Source organism: Aliiroseovarius sp. xm-d-517, assembly GCF_013283135.1.
Classification (GTDB): Bacteria; Pseudomonadota; Alphaproteobacteria; order Rhodobacterales; family Rhodobacteraceae; genus Aliiroseovarius; species Aliiroseovarius crassostreae.
The window spans coordinates 2,088,102-2,108,840 of record NZ_WBXT01000001.1 but is presented as its reverse complement, the minus strand read 5'-3'; the positions used below and the strand labels follow the sequence as shown (position 1 = coordinate 2,108,840).

Genomic DNA, 20,739 nt, shown 5'->3' with positions numbered 1-20,739 from the left:
GTCCTCATGGGCATGATTCGTATCAACAAGCTGACCAAACGGTTCGAGAAACGGGCTGTTCTGGATGAGCTGACCCTGTCGATCAAAGCCGGTGACCGGATTGCGCTTATCGGGTCGAACGGGGCAGGGAAAACAACACTGTTTCGGTGCCTGCTTGGTCATTACCGCTTTGCTGGCGGGATTGCGTTTGATGGCGCAGGCAAGGGGCGTCGCGATCTTGATATGCTGTCGCGGGTCGCTTTTGTGCCGCAGATGCCGCCCCCCCTGCGGATGCCGGTGGGGGAATTGCTGGCCTTTTCGGCCAAGGGATCGGCGGCGGACCCGGTCAAGATGGATATGATTGCCGGGGAAATGGGCATTGATCTGAAAGAGATCGCTTCGCGCCCGTTTTACCGGCTGTCTGGCGGGCAGAAACAAAAGGTCCTTGTGACCATTGCGCTGGCGCGCCCGGCGGATCTGCTGATCTTTGACGAACCCGCTGCCAATCTCGACCCGGCCGCGCGGGCGGTGTTCATTGACCTTCTGGCCGAACGCCGGGATGCCTCGATGCTGATTGCATCCCACCGGCTGGAAGAGGTGGCGCCGCTGGTGAACCGGGTGATCGAGCTTGACCGTGGTCAAGTGGTGCTTGACGACAGTGTGGTAGACAGGCTCAAGGCCGGGCAATTCCGTTCCTGTCGTATCGGCCTGGCGGACCCACATCCCACTTTTGCAAGCGCGCTTGCGGAATGGGGGTTTGTCACCGCGGACAACACCCTGTTCGAGGGGCAGGTTCCTGCGGGCGACACGCTGCGGTTTTTGGGATTGCTCAGTCGATATGCAAGTCTTGTGGACCGTCTGTCGCTGGAAACGGACGGTTCAGACAACGTCTAGGAAAAGGACCGCGCCATGTGCCGTTGTTCGCAAAATCATTCCCGACGAGCCGTGTTGGCGATGCTTGTTGCCACGCCGGTTGTCGCTGCCTGCAAGCCAAAGAACGAGGGGCCGGAGCCCATTCGCTGGGGGCGTGAAACCTGTGAGATTTGCGGCATGATCATCTCGGATCCCCGCTACGGCGCCGAGGTGCGCGGTGGGCCGGACCGGCGTCTGGTCAAGTTTGATGACATTGGCGATGCGGTGCACTGGCTGGACATGCAGGACTGGAAAGACCAACCTGATGTTGAGTTTTGGGTGATGGACAGCAATAACGGCGAAGATTGGCTTGATGCCCGCACGTCTTATTACCACCCGGACACCGTCAGCCCGATGGATTACGGGTTTGCCGCCGTTCCAAGTGCCGAACCGGGCGCGGTTCGTTTTGAGGATATGGTGAAAACGGTAAAGGCGCGCGGCCTGTCAAGCCGTTGCCTGCCTGTGGAAGAGATCGCATCATAATGACAAAACCCATTCGTACCTCTTTGGGGCAAATGCTTCGGCTTGAGCTCCAGGAAAGCCTGCGGTCGCGCTGGTTCCATTTCTACGCCGCTGTGACCATCGGTCTTATGCTGCTGCTGATCTTTACCGGCGTGTCAGAGAGCCGGGTGCTTGGCTTTACCGGGCTGTCCCGCCTGCTGGTCACCTATATTCAGATCACGATGGCGGTGTTGCCATTGTTTATCATCGTGGTCACGGCGCGCTCCATGGTCGGGGATCGTGAGGCGGGCAATCTTGAGTATATGTTGGCCTTTCCCATCGGTCTGGGCACATGGTTCTGGGGCCGGTTTCTGGCCCGGCTGGCGCTTATTCTGGTCCCTGTCCTGATGGCACTGGTGATTGCAGCCCTGTTTGGCGCAATGAAGGGGCATGAGATCCCCTGGCGCCATGTTGGTCTCTATTCCGGCCTGACAGCCGCCTTGGCGACGTGTTTTCTGGGGTTGGGTTTCCTGCTGTCATCCCTGTCGCGATCCACAGAAATTGCGCTGGGTGCAAGCCTTCTGATCTGGTTGATGCTGGTGGCGCTCTTGGACCTTCTGTTCCTGTCGATCCTGATCAAGGCGCAGTTTATCCCCGAGTTCGTGATTGGCATCGCGCTGGCCAACCCGCTGCAAAGTTTCCGCACCGCTTCCATGATCCTGTTTGATCCGCAACTGATCCTGCTGGGGCCGGCAAGTTACGTGATCTTGGATAATTTCGGTGTGGTGGGATATGTGCTCTGGGCGCTGAGTTACCCGACCGCATTGGGGCTGATCTTTGCGGGGCTCGGCTTCTGGCGGTTCAGCCGATCAGACCTGGTCTGACATCCATGGGAAAACAACAGTCAAAATGACAGTCAAAAGGGGCGCTCAACCGCCCCTTTTTTAATTTGAAAACTCAGATTTCAAGCGAGTTCAGCCAGGTTAGGGTCTTTTCATCATCCCAGATCGCCTCACCTGCAATGGTAAAGCGCAACACGCCTTCCGGGTCCAGAATGGCCGTGGTGGGCAGTCGGGACAGGCCCAGCGTGGCGTCAAGGTTTTCACCATCACCCATGTAGACCGGCAGATCCGTCACGTTGATCTCATCAAGGAATTTCCGCACGAAATAGGGGCCACGCCAATCGAACGCCAAGGGAAGAAGGCGCACGCGTTTGTGGTCCAACTGCCGGTTCATCCGGGCAATTGAGGGCATTTCGTTGCGGCATTGCTTGCACCAGGGCGCCCAGAAGCTCAGCAATGTCCAACTGCCCAGCCAGTTGGCAATATCGACAGGCTGTTTGTCCTCATCCTTGATTTTCAGGGCAAGGGCGGAGGGGCCGTTCTCAACCGTTTGCGCAAGATCTGCTGCGAAGGGCAGTGGGGTGCCCACTGCGCCCTTATCCGCAAAGGCCGGGCTGGCCATACTCGCGGCCAACCCCAGCAATGTATGACGGCGGCTCAGCTTCATTGCATTTCACGCGCCGAGCGCATCGCGGCTTCGATATAGGCCTGGATCTTTTCTTCGTGCATCCCGTGCGGGAAGCGTTTGATCAGGCTGCCATCGGGGGCCACAAAGGCGATCGAGGCGGTGTGATCAACACCGTAATCTTCCGGATGTTCCGGGTCTGGCACGTAGAACTCATATCTTGCGTTGAATGCTTTTACCATGTGATCGGTATAGGCTTTGGGGCCGCGCAGACCGATGATACGCTCATCGAAAAAGGCGAGGTATTCGCGCAGTTTCTCGGGGGTGTCGCGTTTCGGATCGACGGTGACAAACAGAACCGCAAGCCCCTCGATATCTTCAGGGCTCAGCTTTTCCATCACATTGGCGATGGTCGACAGCGACGTCGGGCAGACATCCGGGCAGCTCATATACCCGAAATAGATCATCACGAACTTACCCTGAAGATCCTCATCCTTGACGATGTTTCCATAGGTGTCTTCCATCAGATAGCGACGGCGCACAGGTTGATCATCCTGAGAGGTATCTGCAGGCAGGTTGGTATCTGCCAGGGCGGGCAGGCTCAGCCCAAGAGAGGCCAGCGATGTGGTGATAAGAAAGGAACGGCGGTTTTGCATTGTGGTCTCCAGTTTCCGTTTCTGATTAGCGGTTCAGGCCGTCGAAAACCTTGATATTTGTCATGATGGGCGCGCAGTTTACCCGTAAAGTGAAACGAAACATGTTCACAGAAAGGGATGGGTGATGACGGAACTGCTGGCGAAACTTTTGCCTTTGGGGTTGGCGCTTTTGATGCTGGTGGTCGGTCTGCGCCTGTCCCCGCGCGATTTTGCCGTGGTCTTTCGAAATCCCAAGGCGCTGGGCATCGGATTGCTGGTGCAGATGGTGACCTTGCCGGTTTTGGCCTATCTGCTTGGCCAGGCGTTGGGCCTGTCCCCCGTCATGCAGGCGGGGCTGGTGCTGGTGGCGGCGGCGCCCGGCGGTGTGACCTCAAACTACATTGCCCATCTGGCCCGCGCGGATCTGGCCCTTTCGACGGGGATGACACTTGTCACGACCCTGCTTGCATCAGTCTCTATTCCAGCCGTTCTTGCCTTTTTTGACGTGGCTGGATTTTCGGGAATTGCCAGTATCGCCAAGCTGAGTGGCGCCATGCTGGCAGTGTCGATTGTGCCGATGCTTTTGGGCATGGGATTGGGGGCCGTTTCCCGGGTTTGGCAGACGCGTTTCGCCCGTGTGCTGGAGCCGGTGGCCAAAGCCATCTTTGCGGCGATGGTTCTGGCAACCTTTGTGCAGAACTGGGGACCGATGCAGGACAATCTGGCCGAAGTCGGAATGGCCGTGGTCGCGCTGAACCTTGGCGCCCTGGCGTTGGCTGCGATGGCGGCCCGTGCGGCAAACCTTGGCTGGTCGCAGGCGCGCGCCATCATGGTCGAGGCGTCGTTGCAGAACGTGGCCGTGGCCATGTTTGTCGCTGGTTCCGTTCTGGCCCAACCTGCCTTGATGGTGCCCGGGCTGCTCTATGCCGTGATGATGAATATCAGTGCGGTGGTGCAGATCTATCTGGGACAAAAAGAAGGGGCAGGCGTGCCAGCCTGATCCGCAAAACAAAAAGCCCCGCAAATTGCGGGGCTTTCCACGTGACATCAACTTGGATCAGATGCTTTCGTCGATCCAGGATTGCAGTGCGGCCTTCGGTGCGGCGCCCACTTTGTTTGATACAACCTGACCATCCTTGAACAGGAACAGGGCCGGAATACCGCGCACACCCAGCTGAGACGGAGAATTCGGGTTTTCGTCCACGTTCACCTTGGCGATTTTCACCTTGCCTTCATATTCGGCTGACAGCTCTTCCAGTGCCGGACCGATCTGCTTGCACGGACCACACCATTCAGCCCAGAAATCCACCACAACGGGGATGTCGGAATTGCGCACTTCTGCGTCAAAAGTGGCGTCGGTAACGGCAACAGTAGCCATGTCATATCTCCTGAGAATTCGAGTTGGCCCTGAACCTATGGAGCCGCCCCGCCAACGTCAAGGCGCCGATATGCCTCCTCCAGCAAGTTGGGGTCAAGCGGCATCAGTTTTGCGTGATGGGTCCACAGGATCGCGGCCTCAATGCTGTGCTGTGGATAGATCTGCAAAAGCGCTGCCCGATAGGCTGCCATCTGCCGTAATACCCCTTCGGGCGTGTCGGCTGCAGACGCTGGTACCACCCGGTTTGACTTGAAGTCGATCACGGTGACGGTGTGCTCGGTCACGATCAACCGGTCGATAATGCCATACAACACCCGGTCATATCCGGGCAGCGGGGCGGTCACCTCAACCTCGGCAAGTGTGTCGGGTGTGAAAATATGTGCCAGTTCAGCCGAGGTCAAAACCCCTCGCGCCTCGCTCAGGATTTCTGCAATGTCTTCAGGCGGGGCAATGTCGTCCCCGGTGGCCAGAAGGGTTTGGGCGTATTCGGTCCAGAGAGAGGGTGCATAACTCGGCAGATGCTCCAGCAACAGATGGATTTGCCGACCGCGTTGCTTGGCGCTTTCTTCGTCGAGTTCCGCCTGATTAGGGTCGAAAATGGCTTTCGCTCCCCCCAGATCGGAAGGCGAGACCAGAGGCAGTTCCTCTATGGGAAGCTTTGCGGGTTCCGTCGCCCATTTCGGCAAGCTGTCTGCCACTTCGATCTGGGGTGCTGGTTTTGTTTGCGCCGCCGCTTGGGCAGGCCAGAGCCCGAGTTCGAACCTGCGGAAACTGTTCTCGCCCAAATCGACAATCGTGCCGCCTGCACGCTCCATGGCCTCGGTGGCGATATTGTACCACTCGGTTGGTGCTTTCCCGATTGTCCCGGTGGCGGCCAGAATAAGCCACTGCTCCGCGCGGGTCATTGCCACGTAAAGCAGGCGTGTGGCCTCTTCTTCCTGAGCCTGGCGATCGCGCGCCAAGGCGGCCTCAACCGCTGTTGTGCGATCTGTCGTCGACGGTTTCCAGATCGCGTGGCCGCCGTCCAGCTCAACCAGCTCGTCCCGGTTGCGATACTGACTGCGGGCAAGATCGGGAAGGATGACAATCGGGGCTTCCAACCCCTTCGATCCGTGCACGGTCATTACGCGGATCTGTTGATCCACGGTATCCATCTGGCGCTTGATGGTGACCTCTTCCACCTCAAGCCAGTTCACAAAACCGGTCAGGCTGGGCGTTTCCAGACGTTCATAGGCAAGCGCCTGTGCAAGCAGCGCATCAATGCCATCCTCGGCCTCCTGCCCCAGACGCGCCAGAAGTTTGCTGCGACCATTGAACCGCGTCAGCACCCGTTCAATCAGTTCATATGGGCGTAGAAAGTCGGCATCATCCCGCAGCTCTGTCAGCATCTGAACCAGCGTCGGAAAGTGTTCACGCTGATCCCGTAGCGCCCGCCAGAGATAGGTGTTCTTGCCGCGGGGATGTGCCAGCCTGAACAGGTCCTGTTCGCTCAGACCCGCCAGAGGTGAGCGCAGCACACAGGCCAGGGAAAGATCATCTTCAGGCGTGGCAAGAAATGAGAGCAGGGCCTTCAGGTCCTTAACCGCCAGCTCCCCCCCGATACGCAGCCGATCTGCGCCCGCAATAGGCAATCCTTCCTGTTTGCAGGCGCGAATGATTTCATGAAACAGGTCGCTGCGCTTGCGCAGCAGAACCAGAAAATCCCCCGCATGAACCGGCCGGGTTTCGCCATTTTCCGCGGGAAGAGACTCTGTTTCGATGATCCTTTTGATCTCACGGGCAATCTTGCGGGCCAATTGAATGCGGTGATCTTCTTCCCCCAGCTTGTCGATGGGATCGAACCAGTCCCGGGTTTCCTCGAACTTCACGGGTTCGATCACCGGCCACAGGTCAACCCGCCCCGGTTTGTCGAAAAAAGCGCGGTGCTTGAACGCATCCCCCAGCCCACCCTGATCATGCAGGGCATGGTCGACAAATTGCAAAATGGCCGGGGCAGAGCGGAAGGAAAACTCCATGGGGAGGTCCTGAAACGGCTTTCCGATCTGCCCAAGCTTGTCGCGGAAATTGTCCCGCATCTCTTCAAACTTGTCCGGACGCGCCCCTTGAAAGGAATAGATGGATTGCTTGGGGTCTCCGACCACGAAAATGGTGCGGTTGACGTCATCACGCGCGCCCAGACCGCTGGTGAATTCGCGTGACAGGTTGTCAATCACGCGCCATTGGGCCGGGCTGGTGTCCTGCGCCTCATCCACCAGGATGTGGTCAATGCCACCGTCCAGACGGTAGAGGATCCAGGCTGCAACCGCTGGGTCGGTCAGCAAATCACCTGCTTTGACAATCAGATCATCAAAATCAAGCCAGCCGCGTTGTTGTTTGGCCAATTCGTAATGGGCAACAAACCGGGTGGCGAATTGATGCAGGGCAGTTGTTTTCAGGGCCGAATACAGCCCTGATCTGAGAGGTTTTGTATCTGCAACCCGTTCCATCATCTGCTCCAGATGTGGCATCAGATCCTTGCCAGTGTCCTTCTTGACGGCGGCACTGGGAAAGGTCTTTTTCGGGCGCCCGGCCCCCGCGCCCTTTTCTGACAAAAAAAGCGTTTCAAGCTGGATGAGAGACTGAATTGACGCCTTCAACGGCAAGATCGCGGCCAATTTCCGTGCTGATGCCGCGTCATTTCGGTTGTCCGGGTTCAGAAGGGGAAGAAGCCGCTCCAGAACCAGCCCATCTCCGGGTGCGAACGCCCTATCGAGCACCTGCTGCTCGGTAAGGGTGGCGGGAATGTCGAACCATTTCCGAATGTCGCTTTCAGATATGTTTGTCAGGAAATGGGAGCGGTTATGGGTAATGTCCGCGGCAAGACCATCAAAGTCTTCTGCGGTATAATAGTGAGCGAGATTGGCAACCAATTCAGGCTGCTCCTGCGCCATTTGGTCTATGATTTCCGTTCGCAGAAGCTTTGCCGCGCGGTCGTCCATTTCCTTGAATTGCGGAGAGACCCCAGCCTCCATCGGGAATTTTCGCAGCAACCCGGCGCAATAGGCATGGATGGTCTGGATTTTCAGACCGCCAGGGGTTTCGATGGCCCGCGCAAACAGTCGACGGGCCTGGCGTAAATCGCGCGCAGCTGTGGGGATGCCGAGCTCCGCCAAGGCGTTCTGCAGGGCGTCATCGTCCTTCATCGCCCATTCCCCAAGCCGTTTGAACAGCCGGTTCTGCATTTCGCTGGCAGCGGCCTTGGTATAGGTCAGACACAGAATGTTCTGTGGGCTGACCCCGTCCAGCAGTAGACGCGCAACCCGGTCTGTCAGCACGCGTGTCTTTCCCGACCCCGCATTGGCGGACAGCCAGGTGGAGCTGCCGGGATCTGCGGCATCAATCTGGCGCTGTGTGGCTTCGTTGAACATCACAGGCTCACCTCTTCGTCACTGCCTTCCTGGCTGTCATCCCACTCCCCGAACCGGGCGAGGTGGTCATAGTCGCCGCCAAAACGCTGCTCCTGAACCGCGCGGCGGGACAAATATCCCTGTTTTGGGCTGTAATAGGCACTAATAAGTGTGACCAACTCGGCGCGGATCTGTTCGATTTCCGGCGGGCTGAGCGGGATTTCACTGGTGCCGGGCTTGGCCCCCAGGCCGATATAAGCAACGTGGCTGACCGGAGTTTTGGCGATGCCTTCAAAGCCACCCTCAGCCGCCATGACCGCTTCGAGAAGCAATTGCTTGTCAAAGTGTTTCTGCACTTTTTCGGTGGGGGGGCTGCCGGTTTTATAGTCATAAATCCTGAGTGACCCGTCCAGATTCTGGTCAATGCGATCAGCCGTGCCGGAGAGGGTAAATCCCAGTTCCTCCAAGGTAATCCGCCCTTTCACCTCGTTGGCGATGTTTTTTGAAACCTCCCGGCGCTTGGCCTCTTCCTGAACAAACCAATCGGCAACCCGCTCGAGCTTGGCAAGCCACAGCGCGCGCGTTGCGGGCCAGGGGGCCTCTTGCGAAAGTATGGTCTCGGCCACGGCCAGAAGGCGCTGTTTGGCAGCGTCTTCGTGTTCGCCCTCGGGGCGTTCAGAAATGAACCGCTCGAATATCTTGTGAAGAACCGTGCCGCGCAGCGGGGCGTCCGGGGGTTGGTGAAGCGGGCGCAGAGGTCGTAATTTCAGCACCTGCTCCGCATAGATTGCATAGGGATCCCGGATCAGTTTTGAGATGCGAGTGACGGAAAGCCGGGTTGGACGCGCACTGACAGGCGGGCGGGGAGACGGGCGCTTTTGTGGTGAAATAGGGTCTGTTTTAGTGTCCAGTTTCTCGGCCCAATATGTCCATTTGGCGCCCCGTGCCTTCATATCCGCAAGCGCATTTGCCCCGTCTTCCGACATGCCTTCCAGCAGGTTGACCAAACGGTTGACCCAGCGGGACGGCACTGTTTCGCTCTCCTCATTCCGCGAGGCGCGGGTGAGATAGACCGTTTCTGCGGCGGCCGCCTGCTGAAAATCATGTGCAGACAGCCCAATCCGGCGTTCGGGCAGCAACAGTCCCACTTGCTGGCGCATCACACGGTTCATCCACGGGTCGGGCGCTGGCGGTTCCGGCCAGCTTCCTTCGTTCAGCCCGGCCAGCACCACGGTGTTTGTGCCCTGCACCCGTGCTTCCAGCGTTCCCCAGAACATAACCCCCTTGTGCGGGGTGACAGGATCACGCACTCCGCCCTGGTTCATCAGGTTGGCAAACAGGCTGATATAGTCCTGCACGGACATGTCCCCGCCATAGGGGGCTTCGGCCTGCAGTTCGGTGACCTTTTTCAGAGCCTCACGCCCCGCCGCTTTTTCCCAAAGTGCTCCTGAGCCTTCACCTTTGGGGCCGCATGCAATGGTTTCTGTAAGAGCGATATGATGGTCAACCCAGTCCTCTAACGGCTGTGATTTCGTGTCTATTGGCCGAAGTAGAGACTTATTTATCCAGCTTACCCATTCCTGCAGGCCTTCATCCGCCTCTCGCTTTGTGGCCCAGTTGAGCAGAGCGTCAGGTGTGGGGTAAGGCAAGCCGCGCCGCAGCACTTCCAGCTCCAGATCTCGGGTCCAGCGCAGGTGATTGCCGCGATCCTGATCACTATGGGTCAGAGGATGTTTGAGAATTGCCAAGAGCAAATCGCCGGTGATCTCCTTCAAAAACAGATCCCCTACGTGGCGCAGCAGGCGGCCTGGTGCGGACAGGGCCAAGGGGCGTCCGGCGCTGTCATCCGGTTCGATGCCCCAACGATCCAGCGCAGCTGTCACCTGGCGGGTCAGATTGCGATCCGGTGTGATCAGGGCGATGGGGTCGTCACGCTCGACGGCTTCGCGGATAACCAATGCGATGGAAAGGGCTTCGTGCCGGGGAGATCGGGCCTCTATCAGGGTCAGATCGCGTGTGGCCGTTTGAACATCCCCAAAACGGGGTCCTTCTATCTGCCACTGATCGGTCACCGGTGCGGGGCGCAGAGCAAGGGACAGGAGCCGGTTTCGCGTGGGGTTGGGCGGCGGAGTTGCAGACCATGAACGCACCTCTTCTGCGGACATGTCCAGCGACTGCAAGAGGGACGCAAAACGATATTGTGGGTGATCTTCGCCAAGCAACGCATCATCCAGCTGCGCCCAGGCCGAGGCGGGCATGTCGAAGTCGAACCCCGGCAGGATCACCGCCCCTTGGGGCAATTTGGCGACTGCCCGCATCAATAATGCCGTTGCGCCGCGTGATCCGGTGGAACCGGCGATGATCACAGGATGATCAGGGGGTGTTTCCAACCATTGTGCCACAAGGGCTTCGATCACCTGTCTTTGGCGGCCTTCCTTGTCTGGGTAGGTCTTTGCGGTGTCGCCCAGAAAATGTTCAACCAGTGACACAAATTTCAACGCGCGTTGCCAGTGCCCTGATTGGTCGGATACGTCGAGGGCGTGCACCTTGTCCGGGCTGACCCCTTCGCCCTGCATCTCATCCATGAGGTCGGACAGGCTGTTTGCCAGATCGAAAATCAGGCTGCGAGGGGCCAGATCCGGCTCCTGCTCGACCAGACGGCCAACCAGCTGGGCCAGTTCCAACCGGCGACGGAGCGGCGAAACCGCCGGGGGCAGACCTGCCATATCAAGCTCGCGCCCGATATCGCCGAGCACCCTAATCCGTGGGAGAAGCCGTGCTCCTCCATCGGCAAAAAGTTTGCGCACCCGACGCTGCATGCGCTGCGTGTTCACGAAAATCTCGATCCGGCTGATGTCTTCCGGGCGCATCCCGGAGCAGCGTTCCAGCAACCCATCGACCACGGATTTCGGAAAATCAACGCCAGGGGGAAGGGCAAACAGGCGGGGGGACTCTGAAGGGTTAAACATTTGAGATCAATAATTCTTCTGCAATTTCAATGCCCTCTGGATGCCCGACGTCGCACCATCCGCCGGTGTGGATTGCGCCATAGACGCGGCCCTTGGCAAGCATCTGGTTCCAGATCTCCCACATGGAAAAGGCGGATTTTGGGTGGGTGGAAAACCGTTCGGTGCAAATGATCTGGCAACCGGTATAAACCAGCCCGTCCCCCGGCGTCAGGCCCCCGTCATCTTGCATCAGAAAGTTGCCCGGGCGGGTATACCCTTTGGCGCGCTCCTTGGGGACAAGCGCCAGAAGGGCATCCATCTTTTTGGGGTCCCATGCCCTCAGAAGGGTGTCGATCGGGTTGGGGCCGGTCCATACGGCGTCAGAATTCAGCGTGACCACGGGGCCTTGACCAAGCAGGGGAAGTGCCTTGCGCAGTCCCCCGCCGGTTTCAAGGATCTCGTCCCGTTCGTCCGAAATCTCAACATTCTTTGAACTGAGGTGATCGATGAGCTGGTCTGGCAGGTAATGCACGTTGACCACCATGCGCGAAAGTCCCGCCCCTTCTGCCAGCGAAAGGGCATGATCAATCAGGGGGCGGCCTGCGACCTCGATCATTGGTTTGGGGCGTGTCGCGGTCAGGGTCCCCATGCGTGTGCCAAATCCAGCAGCAAAAATCATGATGGCGTTGGGCATGGGGCTCTCAGTCTGGTCAGAAATGCGGGTGTTGGGTCAGGGAGCAGCGGGCGCAGTTGGGTTTTCAGGCCTGACAATTCGGGATGATCCAGATCTTGCAGCAGCATGTGCCAGACCCGGGGGATCAGATCGACATATCCCGGTTTTCCCATCTGACGCGACAGGCGTGCAAATATGCCCAGGATACGCAGGTTGCGCTGCACGGCGATTAGCGCGGCGGCGAAGCGGGTGTCCTTGGTCGACATGTCTTTCATGGTGGCAAAATGGGACAGGCATTGATTGGCGATGTCAGGATGCACATCCCGCCTGGCATCGCGGATCAGGGACACCAGGTCATAAATCGGATGGGTTGCCACGGCGTCCTGATAGTCCAGCAGTCCCACCCGTGCAGGCCCTTTGCGGTCAGGTAACCACAGCAGATTCTCGGCGTGATAATCCCGTAGCGACAGCGCGGTTGGGGCAGAAAGCTGACGAAGCAGCGTTTCCAGATTTGACATTGCCGCCTTTGCTTCCGCGCTCAGGACCGATTGCTTATCGGCTTGATACCACAGAAAGGCGAGGTCGGTGGCCTGGGCCATTTCGGACGGTCCGTAATGGGGGATGCCTTCTGGGGGCGGGGTGTGATGCAGTGGATCAAACAGCTCTGTGGCAGCAAGATACAGGGGCAATTCGAGTGTCGGATCTCGCAAGACTTCTCGGGCAAAAACCGTGTCGCCAAGATCCTCAAGCAGGGCGAACCCGTGGGGCAGATCGACCGCAATGATTTCAGGTGCGGACAGGTTGAGCTGGCGCAGGCGGGCGGTCATGTGAAGAAACGCCGTGAGGCTTTGCCCCGTATCACTGGGATCGTCCATCAGCACCAAAGAACGGCCCTTGTCGGTCACCCGTTCGTATCGGCGCGAAGATGCATCCCCAGCCAGAGGTGTGCGGGGCGCGGCCGACAACCCGTTTTCATTCAGGAAGGCCGCTTTGAGGGTGTCTCTGGTCATGCCAGCGCCTCACGAATGCGGGTTTCCCAATCCGGGCTTGGGCAGGCGAAATGCGCGCGGCGCTCGCCCTCGGTATCGGTGGTGGACCAGTCAATCAGCAAGGCACTTTCGGGGGTCAGATCGCCCAGGCGGTCCGGCCATTCCACCAGGCAAATGGCGTCATCAAAAGCGTCGATCAGGCCAAGCTCATCAACCTCATCCGGGTGGGTGAGGCGGTAAAGATCTGCGTGCCAGATCTCGGTCTGGTCGTCCTCATAGGTCTGAACCAGTGTGAAGGTGGGCGAGGGGACATCCTCGCACATGCCAATGGCATCAAGCCGGGCCTGGATCAGGCTGCGGGCAAAATGCGTCTTGCCCGCTCCAATCCCGCCTTGCAGCAAAATCACATCCCCCGGGTGCAGCATCGGGGCAAGGCGGATGGCAAAGGCAGCGCTGTGGTCGGCACTTTCGAAAAGGTGATCAATCGGGTGGGCAATACTCATGCCGCGACTATGGGTCTGTGCCCCAACGGGTGCAAGCCTGATTGCGCCAAGGGGGCGGCTCACCCGGTGTTATGGTTTCAAACCGCAGAGCGGGGGGCGGTGAGCGAAGGTGGTGCCGTGTCGTGTTTTTGCTGAAGGGTGCGGCTGCGCGTCGGAGAGGCCGGCAGTTTGGCAGAGGGCGTAAACCGGACCATCGTGGCGCCACGGACCATGGGCATCACGCGGCATGTCACTTCGCGCCCATTTAACAGGTGGCATGTTCCATCCAGGGTTTCGCGCTTGGCATGGTTGGACACCGCGATCTGGATTCTGTCCCAGATATCTGATGGGCGGGACTTGTGGCGCCAGGTCATGCAGGCGTCCGAAATGGTCACATCCATCAAAGAGGTTTCCGGATCATTGCCCCAGAGCCGGGCATAGGCGGTGTTGGACATGGCCAGGGTGCCGCCGGGGGCAAACACGGCGATGGCATCATCGATGCAATCCAGTGCTGACTGTCCCATTTCAAGCTCGGTCCGGAACCGGCGGGTCAGTGAAATCTCGGCAGTGATGTCTTCAAACATGAACGCCACCGCCCCTTCCGGATGAGGGCGTCCGGTGACGCGATAGGTCTGACCAGAGGGCAGGGACCATGTTTCCTCATAGGTGCCATTGACCGCGTCTGTTTCGAGTTCGGACATTTGCTGGCGCCAGGATTTGTAATCTTTTGGTTCCGGCATCATCCGCTTTTCGCGCAGATGGTCGAGGAAACTGAACAGCGTGGGTTTGCCAACCAGAAATTCGATCGGCAGGGCGACGAGATCGGTCAAAGCGGGATTGAACAGTGCCAGTTGACGCTTGCGATCAAACACGGCCAGCCCAATTGGCAGATGCGCGAATGTCTTGGTCAGGGTGGCGACGAAATCCGACAGGCTGTTTTCGGCTTTGACAAGCCGGTCAACCGGCAGGGCGGTGACGACGGTTTCATTGCCCAGAATGGTTTCGTGCAGCTCATACCATTTCCGCTGTCCGCTTTGCCCGTCAGCCAGCGCGATGCGGCGGGGCTGGTCCGGGTCGATTTCTTCTGCAGGCTGCGGGCGGTCAAACAGTTTGCGGGGCGGCCATGAGCTTGCATTCCCGCTCGGAAACTGGGTGTCGGCCAGATCCAGATAGTGATGATTTGCCCAAGTGATCGTGCGGTTTTCGTCTTCGCGCCAAATCAGGAAGGGCAGATTGTCTGCCGTGGAGCGCAGGCAGGCCACTTCATCGCTCAAGGCGTGCAGGCGATGGTAGTCCACACCTTTGGAATGGGCCTCTTCAACAAACTCAATCCGGGCCAGTCCGTTGCACCATTGCGCGCGCAGGCGGCAATCGGCATCTTTGGCGGCCAGATCCACTTCGCCGAACTCGGCCAGTTCGGACATGCGGGTTTCAAGGTCAGGGAAGTAGCTATGCAACAGGGATGTCAGCTGCTGCCAATCCGTTGCATTGCCCGGCCGCTCGGTGGATTCAAGCAGCTGCCATCCGCGCTCAGTTGCGTCGATGACCTTTTGATCGTCAAACAGGAAAATCGCGGTGTCACGCTCCGCATTTGCGACCTGCCCCAGCGGTTTGCGTCGCCTTGAGGTGGTCAGCGTAAGAGCATAAAGAGCGGCGAGTGCGACACAGAAAGCAGTCAGCACCATTGCGGCGGCCATAAGAGAGTTCAGCATTTTTCCTGTCCCAAGATTGGGGTTTGTTAACCCTGTCCAAATCTTGCGGGAGGAAGGTTAATGAACGTTTAATCTTGGCGTCGTTCCCCTTTTTTCTAAGGAATTTACGCTATTGGAACTGCTGGTTTTCGCCAAGGGCCTGCATGTTCTCTTTCTGTTCAAGACCCGAATCGCCGCGCCGCCAGTTGACCTGGGCAATGGCCCCGGATTTTTCGCGCGGGTGTGGCCGCCCGGTATAGGGCTCTGCCCCGTTTGCAAAGCTCAGCCGCGCCCCGGTGCGTTCCAAAAGCGTCTTGGCGATGAACAGGCCCAGCCCCATGCCTTCATATTCCCTGCGTTGGAGGTTCTGCGGATCAGAGGAGCGGCGGCGCAGGAACGGGTCCCCGATCCGGTCAATCAAATGCGGGGCATATCCGCGCCCGTCATCAATCACGCGGATTGTGATGGTGCGGTCGGTCCAGCTGAGGTCGATCCAGACGGCGGTCGAGGCAAAATCCACCGCGTTCTGGATCAGGTTGCGCAGCCCGTGAATGATCTCGGGGCGGCGGGCCAGAATGGGTTGTTCCGTTTCCTCCCCTTCAATTGAGATGCTGATCTCCTTGCCGCGGTCCATATGCGGCTCGGCGGCGGCCTCGATGAGGGCGGACAGGGGCACAAAGCGCATATGCATGTCGTCTTTGCCTGCACGCCCCATGGACCGCAGGATGTCCCGGCACCGGTCAGTCTGTTCATTGATCAGGCGGGCGTCCTCGATCAGGTCGGGGTGGCCGTCCAGTTCTTCAACCAGTTCGGAGGAAACCAGTTTGATCGTGGCCAGTGGCGTGCCAAGTTCATGGGCGGCGGCGGCGACAACCCCGCCCAGATCGGTGAGTTTCTGTTCACGGGCCAGGGCCATCTGCGCGGCCAGCAATGCCTCGGACATGGATTTGATTTCTGAGGAGATGCGGCGGGTGTAAAGCCCGATGAAGCCGATCGACACCACCACCGCAACCCAAAGCCCGAAGACGAAGATCTCGGGCATACGCAGGGCAAAGCCGGCCTGGGTCTGGAGCGGCAGGTTGAAATCGGCCACGATGGTTGTCGCCGCCACGGCCGCGCCCCCTACAACCATGGTCGAACGTGTTGACAAAGCCGTTGCGGCCACCGTCACCGGGGCCACGATCAGCACCATGAACGGATTGTGCAGCCCGCCGGTCAGGAACACCATGAAGGCCAGTTGCAACGTGTCGAACAACAGCCAGAGCGTGGCCTGCTGTTCGTTCAGCCTGGCATTGCGGGGGTAGAAGGCCAATGCAATCAGATTGGCCGAAGCCCCCATGCTGATCGCAATCCCGACCAGCAGCAGATTGATGTCGAGTGAGAAAAACCGGATCGCCACCACGATGGCGACAATCTGGCCCAGAATGGCGGCCCAGCGCAGGACAATCAGCGTGCGCAGGCGAACCCATTGCCCACCGACAGGGGCGACTCCCGGAGTTTGAGAGGGGTCAGACATGTGCGTGCGCTCCTGTCTTAAATTTGTTGGGGCAAGGGGTTGCGGCATCCTGCACTCTTGTTAAAGCGTTTTGATGTGGTGTTGTATCTGAAATGTGCAATCGGAGACGGGAGGGGAAGCTTTCCGGTTCCGGGGCATGGGGTGACGAGCCGATTGGGGCAGAACAGGCAGATAGGAGAAGGCCGATGATGCGCGTTTATGCAGTGGGGGCCGCTGTGACCGTGGCCGCTCTTTTGGGGGCAACCTGGTATGTGACCAGCGGGGCGGGTGAGGACAAGTTTGCGCAATGTCGTGCCTCGGCTGTGGGCACCGGGGTGGCGTCCATCGGCGGGCCGTTTGAGCTGACCGATGAAAACGGCAAATTGGTGACCGACAAGGATGTGATTACCAAGCCGACGCTGGTTTATTTCGGCTATACGTTCTGTCCGGATGTCTGCCCGCTGGACAATGCCCGCAATGCAGAGGCGCTCGATCTTCTGCAAGCCGAAGGGTATGATGCGCAGATGGCTTTCATCTCGATTGACCCGGAGCGTGACGGCGTGGAAGAGGTGCGTGATTTCACGGACTACCTTCATCCCGACATGATTGGCCTGACCGGAACACCCGAACAGGTCAAAGCAGCAAGCCAGGCCTACAAGACGTATTACCGAAAACAGGATGGGGATCCGGAATACTATCTGGTGGACCACTCAACCTTCACCTATCTGGTTACGCCTGAAGATGGGTTTTTGGAGTTTTTCAAGCGCGACGATACCGCTCAGGACATGGCAAAACGGGTTTCTTGTTTCATTGGTGCTGCCAAATAACGGGTGATTGCGCTGACGGCTTAGCTGATAACGCTGCGGAGAGTTTGACCCCGGCGGAGCAAACCCCTACATAAATTCATGTGATTGCAAGCGACCCGAGGGAGGGTGCCATGTCAGAGCAGGACCTTTACGAAATTGGCGAAGACAAGTCGCTGCTTTTGGTCGACGATGACGAACCATTCCTGCGTCGGCTGGCGCGTGCGATGGAAAAACGCGGGTTTGAGCCGGAGATGGCGGGCTCGGTCACGGCTGGCAAGGCCATCGCAACCGCCCGTCCCCCGGCCTATGCGGTGGTGGATCTTCGGCTTGAGGATGGCAATGGTCTGGACGTGGTCGAGGTGATCCGCGAGAAACGCCCGGATGCTCGGGTGGTGGTTCTGACCGGATATGGTGCGATTGCCACCGCCGTGGCTGCGGTCAAGCTGGGAGCCACGGATTACCTGTCGAAACCGGCGGATGCCAATGACATCACCAATGCGCTTTTGGCAAAATCAGACGAGCTGCCGCCGCCGCCGGAAAACCCGATGTCGGCCGACCGGGTGCGCTGGGAACACATCCAGCGGGTCTATGAACTTTGCGATCGTAACGTTTCTGAAACCGCACGGCGCTTGAATATGCACCGCAGAACGCTACAAAGAATACTTGCAAAGCGTAGTCCAAAGTAAAGATGTGAGGGTCCATGGGCAGCAAATCTGAACTGAAGCCGCCCATGCCCGACGGGGGCTGGTCGGTCGAAATTCGCCGCGTTGAAAAGGCCATGATCCTGCCGGCGACCGAAAGCAATTTTGTCCAGAACGCAGGTATTCTTGAAGCCGGGGGGCAGTATGTCGCCGAGGGGGCCCTGTGGCGGCGTTATCGCCCGCTGACCGAAGAGCCTACGCCCGCTGAACCCAAGGAAAAGCTCAAGGGCAAGTGGCTCTGGGGCGGTGTGTTGTGGATGCATTTTGGCCATTTTCTGGTCGAAAGCACCGGTCGTCTCTGGCCATATCACGAGCTTGAAGATGAGATCGAAGGGATCATCTTCATCCCCAAACGCCCCCGCAACAAATCGAAAATGGTTGGATTTCAGACCGATTTTTTCGATCTGCTTGGTATTCGCAAGGAGATCAGGATCGTTTCGGATCCGACCGAGGTGGAAGAGCTGATCGTGCCGGGGCAGGGGTTCGGCCTGGGTGAGATTTCGAACGGCACCGCCCCCATGCGGGCCATGATCCATGATCATTTCGCCAAGGATGTCGCGCCGGATGGGCCGGAAAAGCTCTATGTCTCTCGCACCGCTTTGCGCAGCCATCTTGGCGGGGTGCTGGGCGAGGCCCGCATTGAACAGAAAATGCGGGATGAAGGGTATGAAGTGTTCTACCCCGAACAGCACAGCCTGCGTGAACAGGTGGCAAAATACAAAGCGGCCAAAACCATTCTGGGGCTGGACGGGTCCGCCTTTCACATCGCCGCAATGGTTGGTCATAAGGACCAGAAGATCGGCATGATCTTGCGGCGCGAAGATGGCGCAGTCGGGTTTCTCAAGATGCATGTGGACAGTTTCACCGGGGTTACCTCGCACAAGTTTGATGCGCTGCTCACGGAATGGGTGCCCGAAGACAAGCCCAAGTCGAATCGTCTGTCCTATGGTGAGCCGGATTTTGCCAAACTGGGGCAGATGCTGGCTGAGGCCGGGTTTATTTCCGACAGCACGTCCTGGGTCAATCTGGACGAGGAGGAGCGAAAGACGCTCTGGGCAGAAAGCGGGTTGGAATACGGCAAAGGGTATAAGGAATATTTCAAATACCTTCGGCAGCGCCGTCGTGCTCTGCGTGCCGAGCGTGAGGCGCAAAAAGCGGCGCAGGGATCGTGATCTGGCGCCCCCTATGGGCACTGGCGATGTTTGCAGTGTTGGCGGCCTGCCAGATGGCTGCGCCTCCGCCCCGCCCTTCGAAGATCACTCTTGTGCCTGATGATGGGGGCCTGTTGGTTCTGCCACAGGGGCAACGCATTGATTTTGGCCGATCGCCATCTGGCGTCATCCCGGTGCTGGATCGAGAGCTGGGCGCACACCAACCCCTTTTGCTGGAAGGTTGCCCGTCAGGGGTCATCGCGCGGCATCAATGGGGCGCGCTTGTTCTGGCCTTCACCCGCGAACGGTTTGTGGGATGGCAGAGCGGGGATCGCTCCAGCGGACTGATCTGCACCCCGTAAGAGACTTCAGAAAAGATCAAACCGTTTACGGATCAGCCCGGGTTCGGTGGCATAGGTCCTGAATCCCATTGCGCCATAATATGCCAGGCCCAGCTCGTTGGTGTCACCGATTGCGGCCTCAATCGTCTCTAATCCAGCGGTTAGAGCCGCATATTGTGATGCGGAAAACAAGGCACGGCCTATTCCACGCCGCCCGGCATCCAACGCCACATAGGTGCCGATGATGCCCCAGCCTACAGGTGTATCGTAAGGGTTATCCTTGGTGGCGAGGACCAATGACTGGAAACCGAAAATCTGTCCCCCCTCGGAGGTGGCAACGCTGCAGCGGATCGAATGAGGACGTTGGATGTAGTTCTCAAGCATATGTTCTGCATCGCCGCGCCGGTTGCTGTTCCACCCTCGCAGGATCGGGGTGATCACGGCGCTCATGCCATCGGCATCGTCGGGGGTGGCGGGTCGAACAGAGATCATAATTGCAGCAACAATTCCGTATGGCGGGCCGTGAAAGCCTCACGCACGCTGCGGGGTGGGCGCAGCTGAATATCCAGCCCATGAATGATTTCTGGCTTTGGTGTGCCGAACAGGCGGTTGCCCTCCTGCACCGAAAACCCTGCAATCTGCGTGGCCTCAAGCCAGGCCGAAATTTTGTCGGCGCGTTTGATTGCTTTCTTGATCGTCACAGGGATTTTCGCGGGCAGACCAAACCGCACGTGGATTGCGGTGGTCAGCCGTTCATCCAGATCGCCATAACCTGCCCCAACCGCCGCTTTGACCGGCGAAATCATGTCCCCGATGACATATTCCGGGGCATCATGCAAAAGTGCGGCAAGGCGCCATTTGACGGGGGCCTTCGGATAAAGACGTGCGTAGATTTTTTCAACCAAAAGAGAGTGTTCCGCGACCGAATAGGGATAATCCCCCAAGGTCTGCCCATTCCAGCGCGCCACAAATGCCAGCCCATGGGCAATGTCCTCAATCTCGATATCCATCGGGGTCGGGTCCAGCAGGTCAAGCCTGCGCCCAGACAACATCCTTTGCCAAGCTCTTGGTTTTGAAGCCATTTTTTGATATACTCCAAACAGGCGAGGGAAAGGTCACGAAACTGTGTCGCCCTGCGACGGGCAGGTTTTCGGAGCAATCCCCATATCTAGTACAGACATAAACCACAGATGGGCGGGCTGCCCAAGAGGCGTAAACAACTATCAACAACAGTGCAGCTTGTCCGGTTCATACGGAAAGGAAA

At 58.5% G+C, this 20,739-nt stretch carries 20 protein-coding genes; 8 read left to right on the top strand and 12 right to left on the bottom strand.

Annotation, left to right across the window (positions count from 1 at the left end):
• Positions 1-6 precede the first annotated feature (6 nt).
• The 3 genes from XMD517_RS10175 to XMD517_RS10165 are packed head-to-tail and all read left to right on the top strand — an operon-like array spanning position 7 to position 2,216.
• Positions 7-873, top strand: a complete 867-nt coding sequence (locus XMD517_RS10175) for an ATP-binding cassette domain-containing protein (RefSeq protein ID WP_217360452.1) — start codon at positions 7-9, stop codon at positions 871-873.
• 54 nt (positions 874-927) lie between these two features.
• Positions 928-1,374: a hypothetical protein gene (locus XMD517_RS10170; RefSeq protein WP_173486182.1), complete on the top strand. Its 447-nt coding sequence runs from the start codon at positions 928-930 to the stop codon at positions 1,372-1,374.
• Positions 1,374-2,216 carry an ABC transporter permease gene (locus tag XMD517_RS10165; RefSeq protein ID WP_217360451.1) on the top strand — a complete coding sequence of 281 codons (843 nt, stop codon included), beginning with the start codon at positions 1,374-1,376 and terminating at the stop codon, positions 2,214-2,216. The genes XMD517_RS10170 and XMD517_RS10165 overlap by 1 nt, the downstream gene beginning before the upstream one ends.
• Positions 2,217-2,289: 73 nt before the next feature.
• Here XMD517_RS10165 and XMD517_RS10160 read toward each other — a convergent pair whose 3' ends face one another.
• Positions 2,290-2,841, bottom strand: a complete 552-nt coding sequence (locus XMD517_RS10160) for a TlpA disulfide reductase family protein (RefSeq protein ID WP_173486181.1) — start codon at positions 2,839-2,841, stop codon at positions 2,290-2,292.
• Positions 2,838-3,455 (bottom strand): SCO family protein, encoded by a 618-nt coding sequence (locus XMD517_RS10155; RefSeq protein WP_173486180.1) that lies wholly within the window; start codon positions 3,453-3,455, stop codon positions 2,838-2,840. Before XMD517_RS10155 ends, XMD517_RS10160 begins: the two co-directional genes overlap by 4 nt.
• A gap of 124 nt (positions 3,456-3,579) precedes the next feature.
• Between XMD517_RS10155 and XMD517_RS10150 the strand changes: the two genes are divergently transcribed.
• Positions 3,580-4,434 (top strand): bile acid:sodium symporter family protein, encoded by an 855-nt coding sequence (locus XMD517_RS10150; protein ID WP_173486179.1) that lies wholly within the window; start codon positions 3,580-3,582, stop codon positions 4,432-4,434.
• Positions 4,435-4,491: 57 nt separating this feature from the next.
• On the opposite strand, the gene trxA is transcribed toward XMD517_RS10150, so the two are convergent.
• The 8 genes from trxA to regB form a co-directional block, all read right to left on the bottom strand.
• Complete coding sequence (gene trxA, locus XMD517_RS10145) at positions 4,492-4,812, bottom strand: thioredoxin (protein WP_173486178.1); 321 nt, start codon at positions 4,810-4,812, stop codon at positions 4,492-4,494.
• Between the two features lie 35 nt (positions 4,813-4,847).
• Positions 4,848-8,219, bottom strand: coding sequence for a double-strand break repair helicase AddA (addA, locus tag XMD517_RS10140; protein ID WP_173486177.1), 3,372 nt, complete (start codon positions 8,217-8,219; stop codon positions 4,848-4,850).
• The gene (gene addB, locus XMD517_RS10135; RefSeq protein ID WP_173486176.1) at positions 8,219-11,167 is read right to left on the bottom strand and encodes a double-strand break repair protein AddB; all 2,949 of its coding nucleotides are present in this window, start codon (positions 11,165-11,167) and stop codon (positions 8,219-8,221) included. The genes addA and addB overlap by 1 nt, the downstream gene beginning before the upstream one ends.
• The gene (locus tag XMD517_RS10130) at positions 11,160-11,840 is read right to left on the bottom strand and encodes a nucleotidyltransferase family protein (protein ID WP_173486175.1); all 681 of its coding nucleotides are present in this window, start codon (positions 11,838-11,840) and stop codon (positions 11,160-11,162) included. The genes addB and XMD517_RS10130 overlap by 8 nt, the downstream gene beginning before the upstream one ends.
• The gene (locus tag XMD517_RS10125) at positions 11,822-12,829 is read right to left on the bottom strand and encodes an aminoglycoside phosphotransferase family protein (protein WP_173486174.1); all 1,008 of its coding nucleotides are present in this window, start codon (positions 12,827-12,829) and stop codon (positions 11,822-11,824) included. Before XMD517_RS10125 ends, XMD517_RS10130 begins: the two co-directional genes overlap by 19 nt.
• A complete protein-coding gene (gene tsaE / locus XMD517_RS10120) occupies positions 12,826-13,311 on the bottom strand; it encodes a tRNA (adenosine(37)-N6)-threonylcarbamoyltransferase complex ATPase subunit type 1 TsaE (protein WP_173486173.1) in 486 nt (161 codons plus the stop codon). The genes XMD517_RS10125 and tsaE overlap by 4 nt, the downstream gene beginning before the upstream one ends.
• A gap of 77 nt (positions 13,312-13,388) precedes the next feature.
• Positions 13,389-15,002: a PAS-domain containing protein gene (locus XMD517_RS10115; RefSeq protein WP_173486172.1), complete on the bottom strand. Its 1,614-nt coding sequence runs from the start codon at positions 15,000-15,002 to the stop codon at positions 13,389-13,391.
• A gap of 109 nt (positions 15,003-15,111) precedes the next feature.
• Positions 15,112-16,497, bottom strand: coding sequence for a sensor histidine kinase RegB (gene regB, locus XMD517_RS10110; protein WP_173486171.1), 1,386 nt, complete (start codon positions 16,495-16,497; stop codon positions 15,112-15,114).
• A gap of 185 nt (positions 16,498-16,682) precedes the next feature.
• On the opposite strand from regB, the gene XMD517_RS10105 reads away from it, so the two are divergent.
• From XMD517_RS10105 to XMD517_RS10090, 4 genes are all read left to right on the top strand, one after another.
• A complete protein-coding gene (locus tag XMD517_RS10105) occupies positions 16,683-17,303 on the top strand; it encodes an SCO family protein (RefSeq protein WP_173487880.1) in 621 nt (206 codons plus the stop codon).
• Positions 17,304-17,413: 110 nt separating this feature from the next.
• Complete coding sequence (locus tag XMD517_RS10100) at positions 17,414-17,968, top strand: ActR/PrrA/RegA family redox response regulator transcription factor (RefSeq protein ID WP_173486169.1); 555 nt, start codon at positions 17,414-17,416, stop codon at positions 17,966-17,968.
• 14 nt (positions 17,969-17,982) lie between these two features.
• The gene (locus XMD517_RS10095) at positions 17,983-19,155 is read left to right on the top strand and encodes a DUF563 domain-containing protein (RefSeq protein ID WP_173486168.1); all 1,173 of its coding nucleotides are present in this window, start codon (positions 17,983-17,985) and stop codon (positions 19,153-19,155) included.
• A gap of 26 nt (positions 19,156-19,181) precedes the next feature.
• Positions 19,182-19,496, top strand: a complete 315-nt coding sequence (locus XMD517_RS10090) for a hypothetical protein (RefSeq protein ID WP_173487881.1) — start codon at positions 19,182-19,184, stop codon at positions 19,494-19,496.
• A gap of 6 nt (positions 19,497-19,502) precedes the next feature.
• Here the strand turns inward: XMD517_RS10090 and XMD517_RS10085 are convergent, their stop codons facing one another.
• Positions 19,503-19,967: a GNAT family N-acetyltransferase gene (locus XMD517_RS10085; RefSeq protein ID WP_173486166.1), complete on the bottom strand. Its 465-nt coding sequence runs from the start codon at positions 19,965-19,967 to the stop codon at positions 19,503-19,505.
• Positions 19,964-20,557, bottom strand: coding sequence for an HD domain-containing protein (locus XMD517_RS10080; protein ID WP_173486165.1), 594 nt, complete (start codon positions 20,555-20,557; stop codon positions 19,964-19,966). The genes XMD517_RS10085 and XMD517_RS10080 overlap by 4 nt, the downstream gene beginning before the upstream one ends.
• Positions 20,558-20,739 lie beyond the last annotated feature (182 nt).